General features: G+C 46.3%; 17 protein-coding genes and 2 tRNA genes. 6 read left to right on the top strand and 13 right to left on the bottom strand.

Annotated features, from left to right (window positions below):
- Positions 1-597 precede the first annotated feature (597 nt).
- Positions 598-3,192, top strand: coding sequence for a TonB-dependent receptor (locus B5D48_RS05150; protein ID WP_023937111.1), 2,595 nt, complete (start codon positions 598-600; stop codon positions 3,190-3,192).
- 823 nt (positions 3,193-4,015) lie between these two features.
- Here the strand turns inward: B5D48_RS05150 and B5D48_RS05160 are convergent.
- The 12 genes from B5D48_RS05160 to pfkA form a co-directional block, all read right to left on the bottom strand.
- Positions 4,016-5,542, bottom strand: coding sequence for a glycoside hydrolase family 10-like protein (locus tag B5D48_RS05160; protein WP_036887165.1), 1,527 nt, complete (start codon positions 5,540-5,542; stop codon positions 4,016-4,018).
- Between the two features lie 59 nt (positions 5,543-5,601).
- On the bottom strand, positions 5,602-6,060 hold the full coding sequence (locus B5D48_RS05165; RefSeq protein WP_023937116.1) for a PaaI family thioesterase: 459 nt from the start codon (positions 6,058-6,060) through the stop codon (positions 5,602-5,604).
- Between the two features lie 39 nt (positions 6,061-6,099).
- Entirely contained in the window at positions 6,100-7,233 is a 1,134-nt protein-coding gene (gene rfbB / locus B5D48_RS05170; RefSeq protein ID WP_023937118.1) for a dTDP-glucose 4,6-dehydratase, read from the bottom strand.
- 13 nt (positions 7,234-7,246) lie between these two features.
- Positions 7,247-7,822 (bottom strand): dTDP-4-dehydrorhamnose 3,5-epimerase, encoded by a 576-nt coding sequence (gene rfbC, locus B5D48_RS05175; RefSeq protein ID WP_042120219.1) that lies wholly within the window; start codon positions 7,820-7,822, stop codon positions 7,247-7,249.
- 16 nt (positions 7,823-7,838) lie between these two features.
- Entirely contained in the window at positions 7,839-9,320 is a 1,482-nt protein-coding gene (gene proS / locus B5D48_RS05180; protein ID WP_023937121.1) for a proline--tRNA ligase, read from the bottom strand.
- Between the two features lie 202 nt (positions 9,321-9,522).
- Positions 9,523-10,008: a thioredoxin family protein gene (locus B5D48_RS05185; RefSeq protein WP_023937124.1), complete on the bottom strand. Its 486-nt coding sequence runs from the start codon at positions 10,006-10,008 to the stop codon at positions 9,523-9,525.
- Between the two features lie 233 nt (positions 10,009-10,241).
- Positions 10,242-10,313, bottom strand: a tRNA-Glu gene (locus B5D48_RS05190).
- Between the two features lie 48 nt (positions 10,314-10,361).
- Positions 10,362-10,616, bottom strand: a complete 255-nt coding sequence (gene rpsT / locus B5D48_RS05195; protein ID WP_023939577.1) for a 30S ribosomal protein S20 — start codon at positions 10,614-10,616, stop codon at positions 10,362-10,364.
- Positions 10,617-10,646: 30 nt separating this feature from the next.
- Positions 10,647-10,718, bottom strand: a tRNA-Glu gene (locus tag B5D48_RS05200).
- Between the two features lie 579 nt (positions 10,719-11,297).
- Positions 11,298-11,465: a 4Fe-4S binding protein gene (locus B5D48_RS05205; protein ID WP_078801691.1), complete on the bottom strand. Its 168-nt coding sequence runs from the start codon at positions 11,463-11,465 to the stop codon at positions 11,298-11,300.
- A 173-nt stretch (positions 11,466-11,638) separates the two neighbouring features.
- Positions 11,639-12,760 (bottom strand): A/G-specific adenine glycosylase, encoded by a 1,122-nt coding sequence (gene mutY / locus B5D48_RS05210; RefSeq protein ID WP_042120214.1) that lies wholly within the window; start codon positions 12,758-12,760, stop codon positions 11,639-11,641.
- A complete protein-coding gene (gene pfkA, locus B5D48_RS05215) occupies positions 12,735-13,715 on the bottom strand; it encodes a 6-phosphofructokinase (RefSeq protein ID WP_023937134.1) in 981 nt (326 codons plus the stop codon). The genes mutY and pfkA overlap by 26 nt, the downstream gene beginning before the upstream one ends.
- A 47-nt stretch (positions 13,716-13,762) precedes the next feature.
- On the opposite strand from pfkA, the gene B5D48_RS05220 reads away from it, so the two are divergent.
- Positions 13,763-14,281 carry a hypothetical protein gene (locus tag B5D48_RS05220; protein ID WP_023937135.1) on the top strand — a complete coding sequence of 173 codons (519 nt, stop codon included), beginning with the start codon at positions 13,763-13,765 and terminating at the stop codon, positions 14,279-14,281.
- A 758-nt stretch (positions 14,282-15,039) separates the two neighbouring features.
- On the opposite strand, the gene B5D48_RS05225 is transcribed toward B5D48_RS05220, so the two are convergent.
- Positions 15,040-16,470: an aspartate ammonia-lyase gene (locus B5D48_RS05225; RefSeq protein ID WP_023937138.1), complete on the bottom strand. Its 1,431-nt coding sequence runs from the start codon at positions 16,468-16,470 to the stop codon at positions 15,040-15,042.
- Between the two features lie 583 nt (positions 16,471-17,053).
- On the opposite strand from B5D48_RS05225, the gene B5D48_RS05230 reads away from it, so the two are divergent.
- The 4 genes from B5D48_RS05230 (at position 17,054) to asnS (ending at position 23,875) form a co-directional block, all read left to right on the top strand.
- Positions 17,054-18,961 carry an Omp28-related outer membrane protein gene (locus B5D48_RS05230; protein ID WP_023937141.1) on the top strand — a complete coding sequence of 636 codons (1,908 nt, stop codon included), beginning with the start codon at positions 17,054-17,056 and terminating at the stop codon, positions 18,959-18,961.
- A 651-nt stretch (positions 18,962-19,612) separates the two neighbouring features.
- On the top strand, positions 19,613-20,956 hold the full coding sequence (gene purB / locus B5D48_RS05240; protein WP_023937143.1) for an adenylosuccinate lyase: 1,344 nt from the start codon (positions 19,613-19,615) through the stop codon (positions 20,954-20,956).
- 92 nt (positions 20,957-21,048) lie between these two features.
- Positions 21,049-22,443 carry a pseudouridine synthase gene (locus tag B5D48_RS09045; protein ID WP_023937144.1) on the top strand — a complete coding sequence of 465 codons (1,395 nt, stop codon included), beginning with the start codon at positions 21,049-21,051 and terminating at the stop codon, positions 22,441-22,443.
- A gap of 25 nt (positions 22,444-22,468) precedes the next feature.
- Positions 22,469-23,875 carry an asparagine--tRNA ligase gene (asnS, locus tag B5D48_RS05250; RefSeq protein WP_036887267.1) on the top strand — a complete coding sequence of 469 codons (1,407 nt, stop codon included), beginning with the start codon at positions 22,469-22,471 and terminating at the stop codon, positions 23,873-23,875.
- The last annotated feature ends 95 nt before the right edge of the window (positions 23,876-23,970 follow it).

The raw sequence follows: 23,970 nt of genomic DNA on the forward strand, positions 1-23,970 counted from the left end.
CTCTGAGGAGAGAGCGAAAATTCTCTCCTGAGAAAAATTTCGCTAACACAGGAGAGAAAAAAATTTCTCTGAGGAGAGAATTTGACTCTCTCAGAATGCCGATGAATAAAGGGTTTTGAGAAGTGAAGAAAATGGCCAAAAATGCAGAAAAGAGTAGTCTATAAGCAGGTGTTGACACATAGGAATTGTATAAAAAAGTTTTAGCAGGCAGATTCTATTTCTTCCCCTCATACAAGGGTATTCGGCCAAGAGAAACCGTCGCATAATCTTGAAAATCTCGTCACCCAGAAAGGACAAAGATCTACCATGATGTACTGACCTTACTCAAGGTAAGAAACAACATCTATCTGCGTAAAATATCTAATTCACTGATTTTAAGGCGATTGAACAGAGACAGCCAAACAAAAAGATTGTTCAACCCTCAAGGAAAGATACCTACTGGCAGGTATTTCTGTCATTATGCTATGTTATGCGGGTCTCTTTGGGCTAACTTTGCAGCCGAAATTTTGAAAACTTGGTACGCGCCTGATCTTTTTAAGTGTATGATCAGAGCATGAATTTAATTTGGTTTAGTCACACAAAATAGCAAGAGTTTTTATGAAGAAATTTTCAACCCTGTTTCTATCTCTTTTGCTGGTCTTTACGGCATTGCCTGCACAGCTTGCAGCCAGAACCGGCAACAATCCGGAAATAGAAAAAAAACATCGGCACCCGTCCGATGCCAACGTAATTGGGCACGTAGTGGAGGCTGTTTCGGGTGATCACTTGCCCGGTATCACCATCTCTATCAAGGGGACGACCTTCGGTACCGTTACCGATCAGACAGGTCACTTCTTTATCCGTAACCTCAAGCCCGGCAAGGTTGTGCTGGAAATGCGAGGCCTGGGCTACAAAAGCCAGCAGAAGGAAGTCAATGTTGTGAAGGGCAAAGTCATCGAAGTGAACTTCGAGGCAGAGGTCGACAACATCAATCTGGACGAAGTAGTCGTTTCTTCCAACAGACAAAACACATTGCGCCGTTTGGCTCCGACATTGGTGAATGTACTCAATGATGAAGTATTTGACAGAGCCAACGCCAGCAACCTGGCACAAGGTCTCGTATTCCAACCTGGTGTACGTGTAGAAAACAATTGTCAGAACTGCGGTTTCAACCAAGTGCGCATCAATGGTTTGGAAGGTCGCTACACACAGATATTGATAGATAGCCGACCGATCATGAGTGCATTGGCTGGGGTTTATGGTCTGGAGCAAATTCCTACCAATATGATCGACCGAGTAGAGGTAGTACGCGGGGGAGGTTCAGCTCTCTTTGGCTCATCTGCCATTGCCGGTGTAATCAACATCATCACAAAGGAACCGAGCAGCAACCGCGTATCTTTCACCGAGTCGTTGGGCTTTACCGGCATGAAACAACCGGATAACAACATGGGCTTCAACGCCTCCATGGTCAGCGACAGTGGCAAGGCCGGTGCTATGGTGTTCGGTCAATCCCGTACTCGCAAAGAGTGGGATGCCAATGATGATGGGTTCTCAGAAATCGGAGCAATCGATGCTCGCTCATTGGGTAGCCATATCTACTTGCGCACATCGGACTTCTCCAAGATCTCTGGAGAGATACATACAATACACGAATACCGCCGTGGTGGAGATCACTTGGAGTGGCCCGAACATGTAGCAGCTGTTGCTGAACGCACCGACCACTCTGTGTACAGCGGTAACTTGAAGTACGATTTGTTCTCTCGTGACTACAAACATCACGGACAAGTTTATACCTCTGCTCAACTCGTAAAGCGCAAGAGTTACTACGGAGCAATCGAAGACTGGGATGACAACTGGGGCAAAGTCGGCAATCCCGTACCTCACGAAAAATACGGTGATAACTATGGTGTAACTGATGGCAAGACCTACAACATGGGTCTGCAGTACACCTATGACTTTGACAACCTGCTCTTTATGCCGGCTCAAATCCTGCTGGGAGCAGAATACACACATGATAAACTGATAGACAAGATGCCTATCCGTTCATGGGAAAAGACAGAGGGCACAGGCACCGAATCAAAATTCCCCGACTTGGATCAACGCATCAACAACTGGAGCCAGTTGGCACAATTGGAATGGAAGAGCGATAAGCTCAACCTGCTTTTCGGTGGACGCTTCGACCAACACTCGGCTGTAAAGAATCCTATCTTCAGCCCACGTGCTACCCTGCGCTATGCACCGATCTCCATGCTTAACTTCAGAGCCAGCTATGCCAAAGGATTCCGGGCTCCTCAAGTTTTTGATGAGGACTTACACGTAGGAGTTGTAGGTGGCGAAGCTCAGAAAATTATCAACCACAAAGATCTGACTCCGGAGATCAGTCATGCTTTCAATCTTTCGGTAGACAGCTACCTCGACTTGGGCCATGGCGTAATGGCCAATATCATGCTCGAAGGGTTCTACAACAGACTCCAAGATGTATTCACCAATCAGGAACAACCATCTTTGGGCGATGGCATCAAACGCTACATGCGTGTGAACGGTAGTGGTGCTAAAGTATACGGTGCTAACCTGGAAGGGCGCATTGCATACAAGTGGCTCCAGCTCCAAGCCGGTTTCACTTTGGCAAAAAGTGAATTTGACAATCCCGAAGAATGGGGTATAAGAGCGACTTTCGATGCCAGTGGCAACCCAATCATGACCAAGCAACCAGCCATAGACGAGGCTACGGGCAAAGAAGTAGAGAAGCTGCAGTACAATGTTTCTCAGACAGACAAAAAAATGACTCGTACTCCTTCTGCATACGGATACTTCACTATAGGTATTAACCCCGTGAAGCCACTCAACATCGCTCTTACCGGCACCTATACCGGCAAGATGTATGTTCCACATGCAATTACCTACGGAGCCGGTGCTGCTATCAGCGATATGGGGAACAAGCCTTTTGAAAATCTGAAAGAGGACGAAACAGGAGAAAACACCATCCGTATAGACGAACTCGTAGAAACAAAGCCTTTCTTCGATCTCGGAGCTAAGATCTCTTACGATTTCAAGGTAAACAATACGATGAACATCCAGATGTTCGCTGGGATGAGCAATATCTTCGATGCTTTCCAGAACGACTTCGACAAAGGCGTAAACAGAGACTCCGGCTTTATCTATGGACCCACAATGCCTCGCTCTGCATACTTCGGAGCTAAGCTGGCATTCTAAGGTGCCCGTGGACAAAGGCTAAGAAAGTCCCTTTACCAAACAAGGAAAAGCTGCGTCATAAATTGTATGGCGCAGCTTTTTTTGCAAGGGGGGGGGAAGAAAGAAAGAAAGAAAGAAAGAGGGAAAGAGAGAAAATAGAGATCTTCGGAAGATATTATAGGAGTCTCTAAAAAGCCTGTTTCGAAAATCTTTCGGCCAAACTTTGCAGAATGCAGTAACCACAGAATACATTGAGAATTGGAGGAGAAGGAGGTACACATACCTACCTCACCAAAGCCGAATACCAGCTACATACCTAACTTCAAGCCATTACTGCACTCTGCTAACTCCAGAGCCTAAAGCATCGGTTCCAAATGCTGCAACAAATAATTCTTGGGCATAAATTCAACAGCCAAAAACATAGAAAAAAAAGATCGAATCAATCAGATTAGGATTATTCAAAATATTATTCTACTTTTGCCAAAGGAAAAGGGTAAGGCTTTTTTACGTGTCTCACGTAGTGGATTTTCGGTCTCTCTTTTTACTCAGGCCTTGAGGTCTGGGGTGTTGTTCAGGCTATCGGAGGATAGCCGGTGTTAGTTTGCGTTTCTCTCTTTTTAATATAGTTCAATAGTGTCTGAGGGCTTCTAGCTTGTGAAAGTTGGAAGCCCTCCTTTTTTTTATTTGAGAAAGACTCTTATCTAGCTCTCCCTCTGTTCCAGAAAGGATTCGGAACAAAAAAAATGCGATAACCCCGAAGGCTTACCGCATAAAACACACAAATGAGCAAACAAATAGCTCTCAAAAGAATACTTAAGAGTTAAGAGCTATAAGGAGAAATAAGTCAACGAATCTTGAGCTTCACCTTCACCGGTTTACTCTCATTGCGAAAACGATCCAAAGCTGTTACCAAACAGGTATATTTACGTCCACGACCAAGAGACGAAGGCAATTTAAGTTCAGCATATGGCCCTACGTAGACAATATATTCGGGATTATCAATGCTCACCTTCTGCCCCTTAGGGATGAGATATACCACATAAAATTGCGGTCTCACAGGATCATACTGATCAGACGTATCTTCCCAACTCAAACGAATACCACCATCGTATGCCTGCTGTACAAGACCTTTGACCTTAGGCACCTTATGTCTATGCCGAGGATCCGATGGGATAAGAGACAGGCTATGTTGGTGCCGCAATCTGAGGCTGTCGGCTATCCCTCCAGTATTATTGACGACCTCCCCGGCTGGCCAATACACAATCCCGTCAGCATACTCACGCATAAGAGACAACTTGCGACTGAGCTGCCCCTCCTGCATGGTTTTCTTGACATCGATACCGAAGTATAAGTGAGTATCCTGCTCTGTATGCCTATTCCACCAAGGAGCCAACTCTCCGAAGTCGGCCGCCTTATGACCAATGGGCCAATAAAGCTGAGGAACCAAGTAATCTATATTTTTCTCTCTATCCCAAAGAAGGACATCAGCATAGAGATCGTCGTAGTTCTGCAACCCAGAAGTACGGCTCCCACTTCCGTCCTGTGTGGAACGTTTATTGCGATAAATACCAAACGGACTTACTCCAAATCTCACCCATGGCTTACATTCGTTGATTGTGGTACGAATGTCTCGTATCAACTTATTCACGTTGTCGCGTCGCCAATCTCCTATCTGTTCAGGACGATACCCCTCTACTAATCCCAAGCGTTCAAAAGAGGCCTGATCAGGGAAAGTCAAACCGGCAACCGGATAGGGGTAAAAATAGTCATCGATATGCAGTGCATCTATATCATAGCGCAAAACCAAATCCTTCACTACTCGACGGATATGTGCACGGCATTCCGGATAGGCAGGATTGTAGTAAAGCTGACCGTTGTAATTGACAAACCATTCGGGATTGATGCAGGCTGGATGGTTAGGAGCCAAAACAGCCGTAGCCGAAGTAGAGGCTCTGTAGGGATTGATCCAAGCATGCAACTCCATACCCAGGCTATGACACAACTCAATAGCCATATTCAGAGGATCCCAATATGGAGAAGGGGCTACACCCTGTGTCCCTGTCAAGAAGCGACTCCACGGCTCCACTGATGATGCATAAAAAGCATCGCTCTCCGGCCTTACTTGAAATATCACAGCGTTACAACCAGCACGGTGCAAAGCTCTAATACGTTTCTCAAGCAGCGCAGAAGCCCCCTCCGATCCCAATTGGGCATATTCGCTTTGGTAAACTGTCTGTATCCAAGCTCCACGAAATTCTCGCTTGGGCAGACGTTCAGACTCCTCCTGTCGGGGCAAACGACTACGACAGGAAACCAACAAAGCCGCTACTATGCTCAAGACCCAGAAGGAGGTCACAGAAAAAGAGCGCATCCTGCAAAGAGACATAAGTGAATGAGAAGAAAAAGACTAAAAAACGAATATGGAGGAGATCAGAGACCTACCGCTACCATTTCGGCATCCGCACAAAGATTTCCGGAAGCATAAAGGAGCATTTTGAGACGCACCTTGCGCTCGCCAATCTCCTCTGCTACAGCAACTAGCTTCAGCTCCTCAGATTGTGGTGTCGGCTTACGGTAATTGATAGACAAATGTGCTGTAACAAATCTACGCATCTGCTCCTCTCCATATTTTCCACCATTATTGACCATAAAAAAATAGGCTGCAGAGGCTGTGCCATGGCAATCAAAAAGCATGGCAATCATCCCTCCATAGACCTTGCTTGGATGCCCTCCGCTATAAGCTGGGGCCGGCGTGTAATGACAATAGGTAGTTTGCAGATCTTCCGATGGATAAGACTTGATGTGCAAGCCATCGGGATTCTTTGGGCCACAGCCAAAACAGTGTTGATAATCTTCGTCGTAATACTGTTGGATATAAGTCTTTTGCATAATAGTTTGATTGTAATGCCTTTCTCTGGATTCTTAAATTCACCTGCCAGAATACATTTTTCTATAATAGTCTTGATAGTCGCCATCGACAATTCCGCGCACCCAATCTTGGTGTTCGAGATACCAGCGCACGGTCTTGACAATCCCAGTCGGGAAATCCGTTGTCGGCTCCCAGTCCAATTGCTCGCTAATCTTCTGCGGATCAATTGCATAACGAGCATCGTGCCCAAGTCTATCCTTAACGAAAGAAATCAGACCGGGACCAATCCAGCTCAAGTCGGACTTTTTCTGAACATCAACTCTCAGGACATCCCTATACTTGGGATTCTCTTCCATCAAGCTTCGCACCGTTTCGAGGATAATATGTACCAGCTGCAGGTTGGAGTATTCATTGTGTCCACCCACATTATACACTTGCCCTACCTTTCCTCTTAGCAGAACTCGTCGGATAGCTCGACAATGATCCGTCACATATAGCCAGTCTCTCACATTGGAGCCATCTCCATAAACAGGCAAAGATTTTGCCTGCAATATATTGTTCAGAACAAGAGGGATCAGTTTTTCCGGGAATTGATAAGGGCCATAATTGTTGGAACAACGGGTAATCAAGCCGGGAAAATGAAAAGTCTCAACAGCTGCCTGTACGAAAAAGTCTGCCGAAGCCTTGGATGCGCTATAGGGGCTACGGGGGGCCAAAGGAGTAGTCTCCGTGAAATACCCCTCCGGTCCGAGGCTTCCGTACACCTCATCGGTCGAGACTTGCAAAAATCGATGATCTTTCGGCCACAAAGGATAGCCCTGCTCATCTTTCCCTTGCTGCCATTGCTTGCGTGCAGCATCCAGAAGCACCTGCACTCCAAGAATATTACTTCTGAGGAAAAGTTGAGGGTCTTCTATGCTCCTATCCACATGGCTCTCTGCGGCAAAATTAATGACATACTGAGGGGTGTAGTGAGCAAAGAGCTCTCCCATAGCCTCCGCATCGCAAATATCAGCCCGATGAAAAACAAAAAACTGCTCATTATCTACCAAGTCGGCAATAGAAGCATAGTTACCCGCATAGGTGAGCTTATCTACTGCCACAATACGCACCTCGGGCTCTTCCTCCCTGAGCATACGCACAAAGTTGGATCCGATGAAACCAGCTGCTCCGGTGACTAAATATGTAAGCATGAGAATAGATCAATTAGTACTTGCCAGAGCCATATAGCTCCCGATATTCCCTGAAACTTATTCCGGCAAGGTCTTTGGGACTCAGCAGAAAAGAGGACAACTCCGGGGCTATCCTTCCCCATTCGATCCCCAAGTCGGGATCATCATAGCGAATACAGCATTCAGACTGCGGAGCATACAGATTGTCGACCTTGTACTGAAAAACAACCTGCGAGCTCAGTGCCACAAACGCATGACCAAAACCCCTGGGGATATAGAGCTGTCGGTGATTATCTGCGCTTAACTCCACAGAGGTATGATTGCCAAAGTACCGAGACTCTGGCCTTAAATCCACCACCACATCTATAATGCGACCGTGGACACAGCGTACCAACTTGGCCTGCGCAGCCTCTCCCAACTGCAGGTGAATACCCCGGAGAACACCATATACGGATCCGGACTGATTTTCCTGCACAAAAGATACAGTCCTCCCCAAGGCTTGCTCCATATCCGCCTGTCTGTATGTCTCGACAAAGTAACCTCTGTCATCGGAATAGACTACGGGCTCCACCAACAGCAAGCCGTCAATATCCAATGGAATATACTTCATCACCTCTCGATGAGAATCAGTAAGCTCTGGCAAAAAGGACACGACAAGCAGAAGGTTTGCCCGTCACCATACACTTACCCGGAGTCTTATCTCCGGCTAATGGGATGCAACGTATAGTTGCTTTAGTCTCTTCTTTGACAAGAGCTTCGGTCTCGGGCGTACCATCCCAATGGGCAAGGATAAAGCCACCTTCCTCTATCTTTTCTTTGAATTCATCATAGCTATCCACCGTGATTGTATGCTCTTCTCTGTATTTAAGAGCTTTGTTGTAGATATTCGATTGAATATCCTTCAGCAAGGCCTCTATGTGACGAGCAATTCCCTCAAGAGGCATAGTCTCCTTGCTGAGGGTATCTCGGCGTGCAATTTCCACTGTGCCATTCTCCAAATCACGAGCACCAATGGCCAAACGAACTGGTACTCCCTTCAATTCATATTCACTAAATTTCCACCCAGGTTTCTTGGCATCGTTGTTGTCATACTTCACCGAAATACCGAGAGCCTTCAGCTCGGCCATAAGTCCTTCCACTTTCTCTGTAATAGCTGTACGCTGCTCCTCACTCTTGTAAATAGGAACGATAACGACCTGGTATGGAGCCAATTTGGGAGGAAGGACGAGCCCATTATCATCCGAGTGGCTCATGATCAAAGCCCCCATCAGACGAGTAGAAACACCCCAGCTGGTAGCCCAGACATATTTCTGCTCACCGTCCTTGTCTGCAAAAGTCACATTGAAAGCCTTGGCGAAGTTCTGCCCAAGGAAATGCGAAGTGCCACATTGCAAAGCCTTACCGTCCTGCATCAACCCCTCTATAGTATAGGTATCCAATGCTCCGGCAAATCGCTCACTGGCACTCTTGACCCCTCTGACTACGGGCATAGCCATATATTCTTCGGCAAAAGTCGCATACACCTCCAACATACGCTTGGTTTCTTCCTCAGCCTCTTCTTTGGTTGCGTGGGCAGTATGTCCTTCTTGCCAAAGGAACTCAGCCGTACGCAAGAAAAGACGGGTGCGCATTTCCCAACGCACCACGTTGGCCCACTGGTTGCAGAGGATAGGCAAATCTCGATGACTCTGTATCCAATTCTTATAAGTACTCCAAATAATCGTTTCCGAAGTAGGACGCACGATGAGTTCCTCGTCCAACTTTGCTTGAGGATCAACCACCACACCGCTTCCGTCGGGAGCATTCTTCAGTCTGTAATGGGTCACTACAGCACATTCCTTGGCAAAGCCCTCTACATGCTCAGCCTCACGACTCAAGTAACTCTTCGGGATGAAAAGAGGGAAATAGGCGTTAGAATGCCCGGTTTCCTTAAACATATCATCAAGATAGCGTTGCATTTTCTCCCAAATTGCATAGCCGTAAGGCTTGATAACCATACAACCACGCACAGCTGAGTTTTCGGCCAAATCGGCCTTAATAACCAAGTCTTGATACCATTGAGAGTAACTTACCGAACGAGAGGTAAGTTCCTTAAGTTCCTTTGCCATAGAGCAGTATTGTATATTTTATTATTCTTGTCCGATTTTTCAGAGCCCGGATATGAGTAACGAATATCCGGAAGGAAGCTCAGAACTTGCGCAAAGGTAATCAATTCGCTCCCAGCAAAGGAAAAGCAAAGAGAGAGATAAAAAAACGGCCTTCCGTTTTTCTTTGCGGAAGGCCGTTGATATAGCTAAAAAAAGAGAGAGATCAAAGAACTTTAGCAAGAGTTGCCTCCAAGTCGGACATAGGCAAGTTGCCCATTGTCTGAATAGGGGTCCCCTTAACAGGTACGAAGAGGAGCATAGGAATACTGCTTACGCCAAAATGACGTGCCAATTCGCCTTCCTTATCTACATCGATTTTGTAGATGACCAACTTGTCTGCATATTTCTTTGCCAGTTCATTGAGCTTGGGGCTCAACTGCCGGCAAGGGCCACACCAGTCGGCATAGAAATCAATAATAGCAGGCTTGTTTCCTTTATATACAAAAGTCTTTGGATTTGCTTTGAAGTCATAGACTTGCTCCTGCATCTGCTTGCCGTCTATGTAGTGCACATTGGTGGGCGTACCTTCTTTCTCTTTTGCATCGACAGATTTGGAAGAGCGACCTCCACATGAAGCCAACACAATACCTCCGGAGAGAAACAGACCTAAGGCAAAAACGAGAATCTTGTTCGTGAACTTTGCTTTCATACAACTGATATTGGTTTGAATATTACATACTGAATACAAAACCAAAATTCGAAGTTTTTTGTTGGGTCGAGACAAAACTTTTCTCCATTAGCAAAAGAAATCGAAGTTGCCCCCTCAACCATCCAAAGCTTTCTCAGAACTTAGAATTTATGGGAATAAACAAAAGGCACATCACCCACCGATGATGCGCCAACTCTCGTCTTTCAAAAGACTGAGATCCCTCTCTAACCTCGTAGCCCATAGGGGAATCGAACCCCTCTTTTCAGAATGAAAATCTGACGTCCTAACCGATAGACGAATGGGCCAACGAAAACTTTCTATTTGTAATCCTTCTTTCGGATTCTCAGAGGCTCTCAGGCCATTCTTGCGATCTGTCTAGCCAACTTGGACTTCAAGTTTGCAGCCTTGTTCTTGTGGATGATGTTACGCTTAGCCAGCTTATCCAACATAGAACTCATGCTCGGCAACAGCTTTTCTGCCTCTGCACGATCCTCCAACTTTCGGAATGCATATACAGCGTTGCGCGTTGTACGAGCATAGTAACGGTTGTGGAGGCGACGGCTCTTGGTCTGACGAATCCTCTTAATGGATGACTTATGATTTGCCATACTTTATCCTTATTCTTTTTTGTTATTCTGTAGCCCATAGGGGAATCGAACCCCTCTTTTCAGAATGAAAATCTGACGTCCTAACCGATAGACGAATGGGCCAAACCAGCAGCTAATACTTCACCCAATCGAGTAGAAGCGTTTAGCGACTGCAAAGATACTGTAATTCTGCAAACCTGCAATACCTACCCGAACTTTTATACACATAAAATACATCTCAAGACATCTAAAAGCATGATCTTCAACGGACATTCACAGCGTTGCAGAAAAACAAATCTCCGATCTTGCTCGGAAGCCCCTCCTAGCACAAAGCAATCAAACCTGGCAGGAAAAGGAGAGGGCATGCTCTCTCTTTTCCGGACTATTGCATGAAATAACGGCTGCATGCTTCGGCATCAAGCACAACGATGAAATAAGTTCGTGGGATAGGGGAACAGAGAGGCATTCCAGAGTCTTTCTCAAAAGCTCCATATATAGCTCCATTATAGCTACTCTGTCGTGCAGGGAGACATCCTCGATTCTTCTGGCAAATCCATAAATACACGACACTAGTCCGTGGCCCTTCAGTCAACAACAGAGAGGCTAATCCACGGCAAATCTATATATAACACAAGAGACATCCCGCTACAAAACTCTGTAGGGATGTCTCTTGTGTTTCTCTGTAAGACAGATGGACGGGGCTTATGCCTGATGGATAGCCTCAGAGGGGCAGATACCGGCACATGTGCCACAATCTGTGCATACGTTCGGGTCGATCTTATAGATATCGCCCTCAGAGATAGCAGATACTGGACATTCATCTATGCAGCTACCGCATGCAACGCAGTCTTCTGAAATTACGTAAGCCATGATTTTTTCCTTGTTTTAGTTTGGTGATACAATACTTATGGTTTTCTACCGCAAAGGTAATACAAGAATCGAGAATACCAACAAGTAGGTATACAAAGAGACAAAAAAGTAATGAACAAAAGGCTATCGAGAATCAGGTATAAGCAAAAGAAGGATGCATAAAAAACTATAAGTCAGAATAATACATCTCCTTTCTTCCAGAGAATCTCCAACAAACGAGGAAATGCATAAATAGGTAGATCGTCTACCATTATGAGCTGATATGGAGGGTAATCGTCCAAACAAGAGGTCTCCAAATCGGCTTCGGCTCGATAAAGACGGGCATGGATACGCTGATGCGTAAGCACGTGCGTCTCAACAGAGGTATATCCTTTCGGCTCCAAACTCGGGAAAGACCTCTTCAGACTGACAAAAGAATCGGAAGCCAGAAAATCTGCCGGCTCCATAGCTACAGGAGTCTCTACCAACAAAGGCTGATATAGCCCTTGCCAAATATCTCCGCCCCCCCGACGACCGAGTAACATCAAAGGAGAAGCAGAGCGACTGTCTCGCACATCTATATAATGGAAGTAACGATCTCGCAACTGTCGTTTAGGTGATTTCAGTGGCAATTCTTCGGCAGTACCCAGCTTTTGCGCCAAACAAAAGTCTGCGACAGGGCAGTCGGAGCAACGAGGAGAGACTGGCAAACAAACCGTGGCCCCCAGCTCCATGGTAGCATTATTAAAGAGCCTCGGATGCTCCCTATCCAAGAGCAGATCGGCCAGACGATCTACCTCTTTTTTCCCTTGAGGGCTATCCACAGGCAAAGGGAGAGCGAAAAGGCGACTCACAACCCTCTGCACATTTCCGTCCACCGCTACAAAAGGCAAGTCATAGGCAAAAGAGAGAATAGCAGCAGCCGTATAGGGGCCTATACCAGGCAAAGCCAACAGTTTTTTGCGATCGGCAGGTAAGCTGCCACCATACTCCTGCAGCAAGCGTTGAGCCGCAACCCGAAGGTTACGCGCTCGAGAGTAATACCCCAAACCTTGCCAAAGCTTCAGCACTTGATCTTCATCGGCATCAGCCAAGTGAAAAACAGTAGGGAAAGCCTCGATAAACCGATGATAATAGGCAGTACCCTGCTCTACCCTCGTCTGCTGCAATATCACCTCACTCAACCAGATAAAATAAGGGTTTGCAGTCTCTCGCCAAGGCAATGGTCGATGATCTCGCTCGTACCAGCCGATCAGGCTGCGACGAAAAAGGGCTGTGGCCACGCTTTCGTCAGGTAGACAAGATAGAGACGGCATTCACCAAATCCCGATTTATAGCCTTGTCTCCCTTGATAGCTCTGCTAAAAGGGACATAGACAAGCTGGCTGTTCTTAATTCCGATCATCACATTCCGCTGCCCTTCTATCAGGGCCGTGATAGCAGCAATACCCATCCGACTGGCTAAGATACGGTCTGTGGCAGAAGGGCTGCCTCCTCGCTGTATATGTCCCAAGATCGTGACACGCACATCGAACTCCGGATACAGCTCTCGCACTCGCCGAGCAACCCCTATGGCTCCTCCGGTCACTTCACTCTCAGCTACTAACACGATGCTGCTATTCTTGGTCTTGCGCAAGCCCTGCTTGAGAGTTCGTGTCAACTCGTCGGGGCCAATAGCACACTCCGGTATCACAGCCGCTTCCGCACCCGTGGCTATAGCTCCATTGAGAGCAAGGAAGCCGGCATCTCGCCCCATCACTTCCACTATAAAGAGTCTGTCGTGAGACGAAGCTGTATCTCTAATCTTATCCACAGCCTCCATTATCGTGTCCAAAGCAGTGGTATAGCCAATGGTAATATCCGTACCATAGAGATCATTGTCGATTGTACCGGGCAGGCCGACCACTGGATAATTATATTCGGCAGACAGGGCTGCGGCTCCACGCAAAGATCCATCTCCTCCGATTACGACCAGCGCATCAATACCTTCACTCTTGAGTGTTTCGTAAGCCTTTTTCCTACCCTCCGGAGTAGTAAATTCGTCGCAGCGAGCTGTTCGCAAAATCGTACCTCCACGCTGGATGATATTACTCACATCTTCGGTATGAAACTCCCGTATTTCACCGGAAATCAGGCCACGAAATCCTCGATAAATCGCCTTTACCTGCATCCCCTCGGCTATAGCGGCACGGGTAACCGACCGGATGGCGGCATTCATACCCGGAGCATCACCTCCGGAAGTAAGCACACCTATACATTGAATCTTACTCATGATCGGATAATACTACATTTGTTTCTCCAAAGATAAACCTAAATGCAATGAATCCAGAAGAAAGCTTCTCCGGAGAAACTTCTCCCGAAACATTTGAATTTGGAGAAAGGAACCTTTCTGCCTCTCGCTTGAGCTTAGGCAGAATAGTCGAATCTTTTCCCTGGACTGAATACTTCAATGCACTGGGAATAGAAGGGCAGTACCCGACCATCCTATACCAATCAGACAAAGCAGAAGCCGAGTTCGAGGAGCTGAGTGAACAACTTGCCTCATGGATCATCGATACAAACGCTTGGTATGCCTTTGATTTGTATTTCGGCAAAGTCTACACCCAGCCCGAGGGAGACAGAAGAGAGGAAATAAAAATGATCGAAGAACATCCGACCGGTAGATTACAAATAGAGCTACACCTGCCTGAGCCGAACGACGAGAAAGAAATCGAGCATCGGCCTCTGATAGAGGACATGCTCTGTTTGGCTATTGCCCGGCACCACGCTTCGGAGGAAGCTCACGGACACAAAGTGCAAATAGAAAGAATAGGCAGCCGACTTTTTTGGTTGAGTTGAACCTCCTCTTTTCCGAGCGATCTTGATTTGAGCCGGAGCAGTAGATACCCCAAGGTTATTTTGCACGAGCTCCTACTGAAAGCTCAAAATAACTCCCTTCGATAAAAATGTTATATTTCTCGCCATTCTGTTTATTTAAGTTTCTGTTTCAAGGAGTTTTTTCTACTCAAAACCGAGGTTTTTGGATTCGATTTTCTCACTCTTTTTTGATGTCCATAGGAGCGGTTTTTTGCTAACACGGGAGAGAACGAAAATTCTCTCCTGAGAAAAAAATTGCTCTCTCCTGTGTTAGCGAAATTTCTCTCAGGAGAAAAATTCGACCCTCTCAAAACGCCCTATCCATCGGCATTCCAGAGAGTCATCATGAGCAAAAAAAGAGAGGAATAAATTCGCTTGTCCATACAGCCTCTTTTCCCTCTATTTCTTCAGTTTTTGCGGCGAGAAGGAATTTACAAAACATATCAATTTCGGCCACAGAAAACAGTCTCTCAAGCCCTTTGCACGGGCTCCAAAATGGCAACTAAGACTTGCCCTTTTGTCGACTTTGCAGGATGCGGTAATCTTGAAAGCTTTGATATGGAGGATGCAGGGAAGGATACTTGTGGTATACGATCAAACCCGAATATCAAAAGTAATAGAGTGCCGTGCTGTACAACTCCCTCCTCTCAAAATCCGTACAAGGGCTCAAAAAAAGAAGGTACGCCACAACTCAGTGTCGTGGCATACCCCCTCTTTCTTGTTTATTTTTTGCCTCTGACTTATCGACGAGGTTTAATGTCGAGCTTCACCGGCTTGATCATATTCTCCGGGCTGAGTATTGTATCCAACTCTTCTTTGTTGAGAATACCATGCTCAAGTACCAAATCATATACACCACGGCCAGTCGCCATTGCTTCCTTGGCGATCTTGGTAGAATTTTTGTAGCCGATAATGGGGTTAAGGGCTGTCACGATACCTACACTATTCTTTATATAGTTGGCACAGGTATCTCTGTTGGGCTCTATACCTACTATACAACGCTCACGCAGAGTATCGAAGCCATTCATCAGCAAGTCGGCACTCTCGAAGCAGCACTGGGCCATCACAGGCTCCATGGCGTTAAGCTCCATTTGAGCAGCATCTCCTGCCATCATCACGCACAAGTCATTCCCCATCACCTTGTAGCACACTTGGCTCATCACTTCGGGGATCACAGGGTTCACCTTACCGGGCATGATAGAAGAACCGGGTTGCATAGCCGGGATATTAAATTCGCCCAAACCACAGCGAGGACCGGAAGAGAGCAAACGGATATCGTTGCAAATCTTATTCACCTTTACAGCTAATCTTCTCAGAGCAGAGCTGTATCCGATCATCACAGAAGTATCGCTGGTGGCTCCTACCAAGTCGGCAGAGAGTTTGATGTCCCAACCGGTCACCTGACGCATGGCTTCGGTGCAATATTCGGCATACTTGGGTTCGGCACAAATACCGGTTCCAATAGCCGTAGCACCCATATTCACCGTGAGAAACTCTTTTGCTGCATGCTCCAGATTTTCCACCTCATCGGAGAGGATAGAGGCAAATCCATTGAAAGTCTGCCCCAATGTCATAGGCACAGCATCCTGCAACTGTGTACGACCCATCTTCAGCACATCGGTCATCTGTGCGGCCTTGTCACGAAGAGCACGGATAAGGGCTTCCAAATGAGGCATAAACTTCAAGTGAGTGGCATACAACCCCAAATGGATAGCCGTGGGATACGCATCATTGGTAGATTGAGACTCATTTACATGGTCGTTAGGACTGAGATACTTAAACTCTCCGGGCTGATGCCCCATCAACTGGAGAGCTCGGTTACAGATCACCTCATTGGCATTCATATTGGTGGTCGTACCGGCTCCTCCCTGTATCATATCTACGGGGAAGTCTTTGTCGTGCTTACCTTCAGCCACTTCATGGCAGGCAGCCACAATAGCATCTTTCTGCTCGTCGCTGAGCAAGCCCAGGCGATGGTTAGCTATGGCGGCAGATTCTTTGGTCAGAGCCAATCCCTTGATAAACAAAGGATAATCGTTGAGATGGAAATTACTGATCCTAAAATTTTCGATGCCACGCAGCGTTTGTACACCATAGAGAATATCATTGCTGATCTCTCTTTCGCCAATCAAATCGCTTTCAATGCGAGTGGACTTGTTTTGCTGTTCCATTACAAATAACTTTTTAGGTATTTTGCTTGCTGTTAGTTTATTCGGCAAATATAACCTTTATTTAGAAGCAGTAAGCCCTCAGAGAAGTTCCTTCCAATAAACCATAAAATGTCGATATGAAAGAGCAAACAGACATTTTATCACGATATGAAAACATTCCGCCACGATTAAAGACTCATAGGCCACAAAACCGGATATTTTTCTTTACTTTGCAAGAGTTACGAAACAACCTCCCCCGGTGTTTGCGAACACCCGATATTCCGGAGCCCTCGAAGATTCCGGAAAGTGGCAAGGATGGGTTGAGACTGTTGCATAATACAGCTCTCGTGGCGTTATTATCAGCATTCCGGGTTTGGGCAGACTCCTAAAACCCTCGTTCTCAACTTCTTCTTGACTGTCTCGCACTGCAAAGTCCGGCAAAAAGGCTACTGAAACAGCATTTTGGGGGTTCGTATAATGGACTCAAGGTTGCATTTCGTCGAAGGCCTTGGCCCCGGTAAGATCAAGCCTCTCGCAAAGGTCAGAAGCTTGAGGCAGAGTGTGGTTTCCGCTTATGTTTTGAATCATTCATAAAAAGCTTGTCATGAAAAGAAAATTACAGACGTTTTTGCTGGGGTTGATTGCCTTGTGCTGCTTCCCCACCACAGTTTTTGCCCAACAACAGGATGAACTAAAAACTACGGAGGGCTACTACTATCTTGGTTACGATGAGATAGAAAACCTCCAATACAGCAATGCTATGGGGTACGACAATATCAACTACATTACTTCGGTTGCGTTGGGTTCTATGTTCCCCTACACAAAGATCAAAGACTTTGTAGATGGTGGCGAAGCAGTCGGTGTGAGAATAGCGGTGGCTGTCCCCGTAAAGCAAGCTGAGGTTTTCATTATCGGCTGGCCTGATGATTTCGACAAAAAGAAAGCCAGCAAAATTGTCAATTTAGAAAAGGGATGGAACGAAATCATATTTGATACTCCTGTACCTATCCCCTATAAAGAGCCTTTGACAATCGGCTATTTCTATCAACAGAAGCTACAGGAAAGCCCACAGATTATTCTCACGGATGGAAACTTGAGTACTGTAGAAGAAGCTACCCTGATCGCCTCAAATGGCAAAAAATTCAAGGGACAAGGACAAGCTGTCGGAGCCTTACACCAGCAGCTAATCCTGCGAGCTAAACCTGAGATTACAGACAACTTGATCCAGCTGGCCAACATAAAAGTGAACCCGGTAGTTGTAAGCCAAAGTAACATTGGAATAAGTTTTGACATACAGAACTTCGGATCGAATAAGATCAACAAGCTTGATATTTCATATTTTGTAAATGGAGAGAAAGTACACAACGAGGCATACGAAACCGCAATCATGCCACGTGGATTTACCTATCTGAAAGTTGCTTCTCTTAAAGCCAAGAATGGAGATAAACTCTCGATTAGGGTAAACAAAATCAACGACAAACCTAAGGATCTTCTCTTGAAGGAAATAGACATTGCGGGAGTTTTGCCGAAAGCATTCGACCGTGTAACTCTCATGGAGCAATTCTCCACAGAGATGTGTAGCAGCTGCCCCAAGGCTCACCATTTGATCCATCAGGTACTAGAGAAGCCCAAATTTAGCCCCAAAGTGGCTTGGGCTGTACATCATGTAGGCTTTAAAACGGACAAATTCACCCTCGAAGAAAGTAATTCGCTCCTGCCTTTGTTTGGGGCTGCGCCTCCCTCTGCTCCGGCTATCATGTTGGATCGTATGAGTAGTAAGCTCAATACACGCTATACCTATCCAGCCCATTATCCAGGCAAAGAAGAAGCTACCTTGGAGGGATATATTACAGAAGCTCTCGAACGTCCGGCCGTAGTAAGTCTGGATGTGAAAGATACTTATGTTGCCGAAAACCGAAAACTGAAGATAGAAATAGACGGACAGTCAGTGAAAGGATTCTTGGATCAAGACGATTGTTATATCAATGTCTATATAGTGGAAGACCATATCTATTCGGAAGACCAAAATGGTACCGGAACAAGCGCAACAACCGCAACCGGAAAAAATCCGATTTGGCACATGGGAGTTATCCGCCAATTTGTTACCCCGAAAGAAGGGATCAAACTTACTTTCGATGAAGCCGGAAACTTTAAATACAATACAGAAATAGACTTCAAGCAAGAATGGACCGGAGCTAATACACGCATTGTGGCTTTTGCTGCAAAAAAACTCCGGGACAATATATTGAAAACACCCGATGCTTGCGAAGTGTACAATGCTGCCAACAGACCTATCACAGCTTTCTTGGGTATCGAGGCTCCGGAGCAAACCGAAGTCAAAGTCTTCCCTCTCAAAGACAAGATTGTGGCCGAAGGTGAAAACGCCTCTATACAAGACGTCTATACTATGGACGGCAGACGCATACAAAACGAAGGACTGTTGCCCGGCACATACATCGTGCGGATCCAGACCTCGAAAGGAACTTTTGCAAGAAAAATCAGAATAGACTAAATCTCATTCCGATTTCATGCAACCGAATCACAGTTAGGAAGCGTCTCTCTATACAACCCCTCTCATTTACGACAAAAAGCCAAGAGGGTGTACCATGCTATCGAGCTATGGTACACCCTCTTTCATTTTCACAAAAGACACTATTAATAGAATAAAAACTATTAGAGAAACCGCTTTACATGGCCATTCCTTGATGCTCTAAATTTTGAAGCCAGGAAAATTACCAGATAGGCTATATTGTTCTGAAATCACTCCTTTTATGTACACCTTTTTCCCAGCAACGCCTTCACCTATCATTATTATGCTTCCAGACACAGCTCCTTTAATTGTTCTCCCATCAACTTTCCAAATGACAGTACTTCCATCAAAGTTGTAAGTTCCTCCTATTACGCTGACACGCTTGCTCCCATCAAAAATAGAGGGGTGCACATCTATCTTTTGACTTTTGTATCTGTTAAGAACTCAATTGTCGTTGTGCATCCATTTCCGTAAAAAATTGCATTTACATCATCATCCGCAGTCCACTTTGTTCCCTTCAAGCTTGGCTCATCCTCTGAACACGATATCAGCCCAATCAGGGCTATGGTTGTAAGCAAAGTCTCTTTCCGCAAAAGGAATTATTAACTTTGTGCCTACAAACAAAGACATACCATGCAATTTGATGAATTGAACGCTCTCTCTCCGGTAGACGGGCGATACCGCTCCAAGACCGAAGGACTTAGCAGTTACTTCTCTGAGTATGCACTGATCAGATACAGAGTACTGGTCGAAATAGAGTACCTGATAGCTTTGAGCCGGGAACTACCCCAACTCAAGACCGCCCTGCAAAATACATCCGAAGAAGGACTCCGGAAAATATATCTGGATTTTTCTCTGGCCGATGCTCAAGCGGTAAAGAAAATAGAAGAGACGACTAACCACGACGTAAAAGCCGTGGAATACTTCATCAAAGAACAATTCGACAAGCTGGGGCTGACTGCCGCTAAGGAATACATTCACTTTGGTCTAACCTCCCAAGACATCAACAACACGGCTTTTCCGTTGATGCTAAAAGATGCCATGCAGAAGGTATATATACCTGTGCTCAAGCAAATACACAGCAAGCTGCAATCGATGTCGCAAGAATGGAGAGATGTTCCCATGCTGGCTAAAACCCATGGGCAACCGGCTTCCCCAACCAAACTCGGCAAAGAATTTGAAGTCTACGTATACCGTTTGGAACAGCAGTACCAAGCTCTCGAAGCCGTGCCATACACAGGAAAATTCGGAGGAGCTACTGGCAATTTCAATGCTCATCATATCGCCTACCCATCTCACCGTTGGGAGGACTTTGCCAATCGTTTCCTCTCTTCTATCGGACTGGAGCGAGAAGCCTATACAACCCAAATCTCCAACTATGATCATCTGGCCGCTATTTTCGATGCTCTCTGCCGAATCAATACGATATTGATAGACTTGAGCCGAGACATCTGGATGTACATATCAATGGAGTATTTCAAGCAGAAGATCAAGGCCGGAGAGGTCGGTTCGTCTGCCATGCCACACAAAGTGAACCCAATTGACTTCGAGAATGCAGAGGGGAACCTCGGAATTGCCGATGCCCTCTTGACTCATTTGGCTCGCAAGCTACCTATCTCTCGCCTGCAAAGAGACTTGACAGACTCTACCGTAATACGTAATATCGGTATGCCTCTGGGGTATGGACTGATAGCCCTGAAAAGTCTGGAGAAAGGCCTGAGCAAGCTCTTGCTCAACAGGGCTGCTATCGATGCAGATCTGGAGCGTAACTATGCAGTCGTAGCGGAAGCTATTCAAACGGTATTGCGGCGTGAGGGTTATCCCAACCCTTACGAAACACTTAAAGCCCTCACACGTACCGGCGAAGCGATCAGCCGGGAATCCATAGCAGGATTTATCGATGGGCTGGATGTATCCGAACAAGTAAAAGAAGAACTGAGACAAATTACTCCCTTCTCCTATGTTGGGATATATTAGGCAGAATTTGTCCGGACAAAAATCCAACTAAATTTTAATCAATAAAAAACGCCAGCCGTGAGGCTGTAATATCAATTCACAGACAAGACCCAATGGAAGGACAAAAAGACTCTCACTTCAACGAAAACGAACGTGAGGAGGTAAAACAAAATTATGAGGAACGCATATCGGCCCAGTCTCAAGGGGCTACCGCTATCTCTCGTCGTCGTAGAGTACGCATAGGCGAAAGCAGCGGATCACAACGCCCGGCTGCAGTAGAGCGTATCCCCTACACGATGAACAAGAAGCCACGCACTCTGCATACCGAAGCTCGCACAGGGGAAAATATGCCGCCACTGTTTGCCAACACCGGGCGCAGAGAAAACTTTGCACGTCCCTACGAGCGAAGAAACAACGAATCTTCTCAAGGTTACTATGAACAAAATGCTCGCCCTCGCAGCTATAACACATACCAACAGCAGGGGAAAGAGCCATTGACAGACTATCAACGCCCCGGTCGTCCGACAGGTACGGACTACTTCCAGCGAACCAACAAGCCTCAATATCCACACCGCCCCTTGCAGAGAAATTCGCAAATGGCACCTATGGAGCCAGGGTATATGGGAGAGAGAGAAGGCGGAGGAATGCACTGGCAACAGAGACCATACCAAAGACCAAACAAACAAGCGATCGGACAGCAGCGAGGGAAAAACAATCGCAAAAAGCTCAATCAAAATCGTCCACGCAGGATCGACCCAGTAAAATATCAGGAAGTGTTGGCCGATCCAAACGAACCGATTCGTCTAAACAAGTTTTTGGCCAATGCAGGTATCTGCTCACGCAGGGAAGCGGATGAGCTGATACAGAAGGGGATGATACAAGTAAACGGGCAAGTGGCCACAGAGCTGGGGACACGTATCACCAGACAGGACGAGGTCCTATTCAATGGCAAACCTGTTTCCATCGAAAGCAAGGTGTATGTCTTGCTCAACAAGCCGAAAAACTGTGTCACGACATCCGATGATCCGCAATGCAGACTTACAGTGATGGACCTGGTACGCAAGGCTTGTCCCGAGCGGATCTACCCCGTGGGGCGACTGGACCGCAATACCACTGGAGTAATACTCATAACCAACGACGGAGATCTGGCAGCCAAGCTGACTCACCCGAAGTTCAAGAAGAAAAAGATCTATCACGTATGGTTGGATAGAGATGTAACAGTAGAAGATATGCAGCGCATAGCTCAGGGAGTAGAGCTTGAAGATGGAGAAATCCATGCCGATGCCATCAGCTATGTAAAGGCGGACGACCAATCTCAGGTAGGTATAGAAATACATTCGGGACGAAATCGCATCGTAAGACGCATATTTGAATATCTGGGGTATCACGTCAAGCGACTCGATCGCGTATATTTTGCCGGTCTGACAAAGAAAAACCTGCCACGTGGCAAATGGCGTTACCTCGACGAACAGGAAGTAAATAACCTAAGGATGGGCAGTTTTGAATAAAACTACCCTTCCTTCAAAACACATAATCGATATGTCAAAAAGAAGTATGATCGTAGAGCTGTTGCAAGGGATTTCTACAGATCAAGAAGCGACCGTAAAGGGCTGGGTACGCACCAAACGTGGTAACAAAAACGTGGCTTTCCTGGCTCTCAACGATGGGTCTACCATACACAATCTGCAAATTGTAGTAGATCTCCCCTCCTTCTCTTCGGATTTGATAAGTTCTATCACCACCGGAGCTTGTATAAGGGCTACCGGTCGGCTGGTTGCCTCACAAGGCAAAGGACAAAGTGTGGAGCTGCAAGCTACAGACTTGGAGGTGTATGGGACAGCCGATCCTAATACCTACCCTCTGCAAAAGAAAGGTCACTCACTGGAGTTTCTGAGAGAGATTGCCCATTTGCGTCCTCGTACTAACACATTCGGGGCTATCTACCGGCTAAGACATCACATGGCCTACGCCATTCACACCTTTTTTCATCAAAAAGGATTCTTCTACTTCAATGCACCTCTGATCACCGGGAGCGATTGCGAAGGAGCTGGTCAAATGTTCCAAGTAACAACTCTCGACTTGGCGAATTGCCCCAAGACAGAAGAAGGAGCAGTTGACTACAGCCGAGATTTCTTTGCTCGCCAGACCTCTCTCACCGTTTCCGGGCAATTGGAAGCTGAAATGGCAGCTTTAGCTCTGGGAGGAGTCTACACTTTCGGACCGACTTTCCGTGCGGAAAACTCCAACACGCCGAGACATCTGGCAGAGTTTTGGATGTGCGAACCTGAAGTGGCTTTCAACGAGATAGAGGACAATATGGATTTGGCCGAGGAGTTCATCAAGTTCTGTGTACGCTGGGCCTTAGATCATTGTATCGATGATATCAAATTCTTGGCCGAACACTTCGACAAGGATTTGGTCGAACGCCTCGAATCTGTACTCGAAAAGCCTTTTGTGCGCCTCACTTATACAGAAGGTGTAGAGATATTAGAGAAAGCTGTAGCTGATGGGCACAAGTTTGAATTCCCCATTTACTGGGGTGCCGACCTGGCCAGTGAGCATGAGCGTTATCTGGTGGAGCAACACTTCAAGACTCCAGTTATCCTAACGGACTACCCGAAAGAAATCAAATCTTTCTACATGAAGCTGAACGATGATGACAAGACCGTGAGAGGTATGGATATCCTGTTCCCCAAAATCGGTGAAATCATCGGAGGTAGCGAGCGTGAAGCTGACTACGACAAATTGCGGAAACGAGCCCAGGAGATGAATGTACCGGAAAAAGATATTTGGTGGTACCTTGAATCTCGCAAGTTCGGTACCTGCCCACACTCAGGTTTCGGATTAGGGTTTGAGCGGCTACTTCTCTTCGTAAGTGGGATGGCCAATATCAGGGATGTAATACCTTTCCCCCGCACCCCCAAGAGTGCTGAATTTTAATGACGAAAGGCTGTCTCAAACGTGTATTTGAGACAGCCTTTTTAGTTTCGTTGAGATAAGCGTGGAGGCATTGTTTCTTTCATTGTGCTATACAA

This window comes from Porphyromonas crevioricanis (assembly GCF_900167225.1).
GTDB lineage: Bacteria > Bacteroidota > Bacteroidia > Bacteroidales > Porphyromonadaceae > Porphyromonas > Porphyromonas crevioricanis.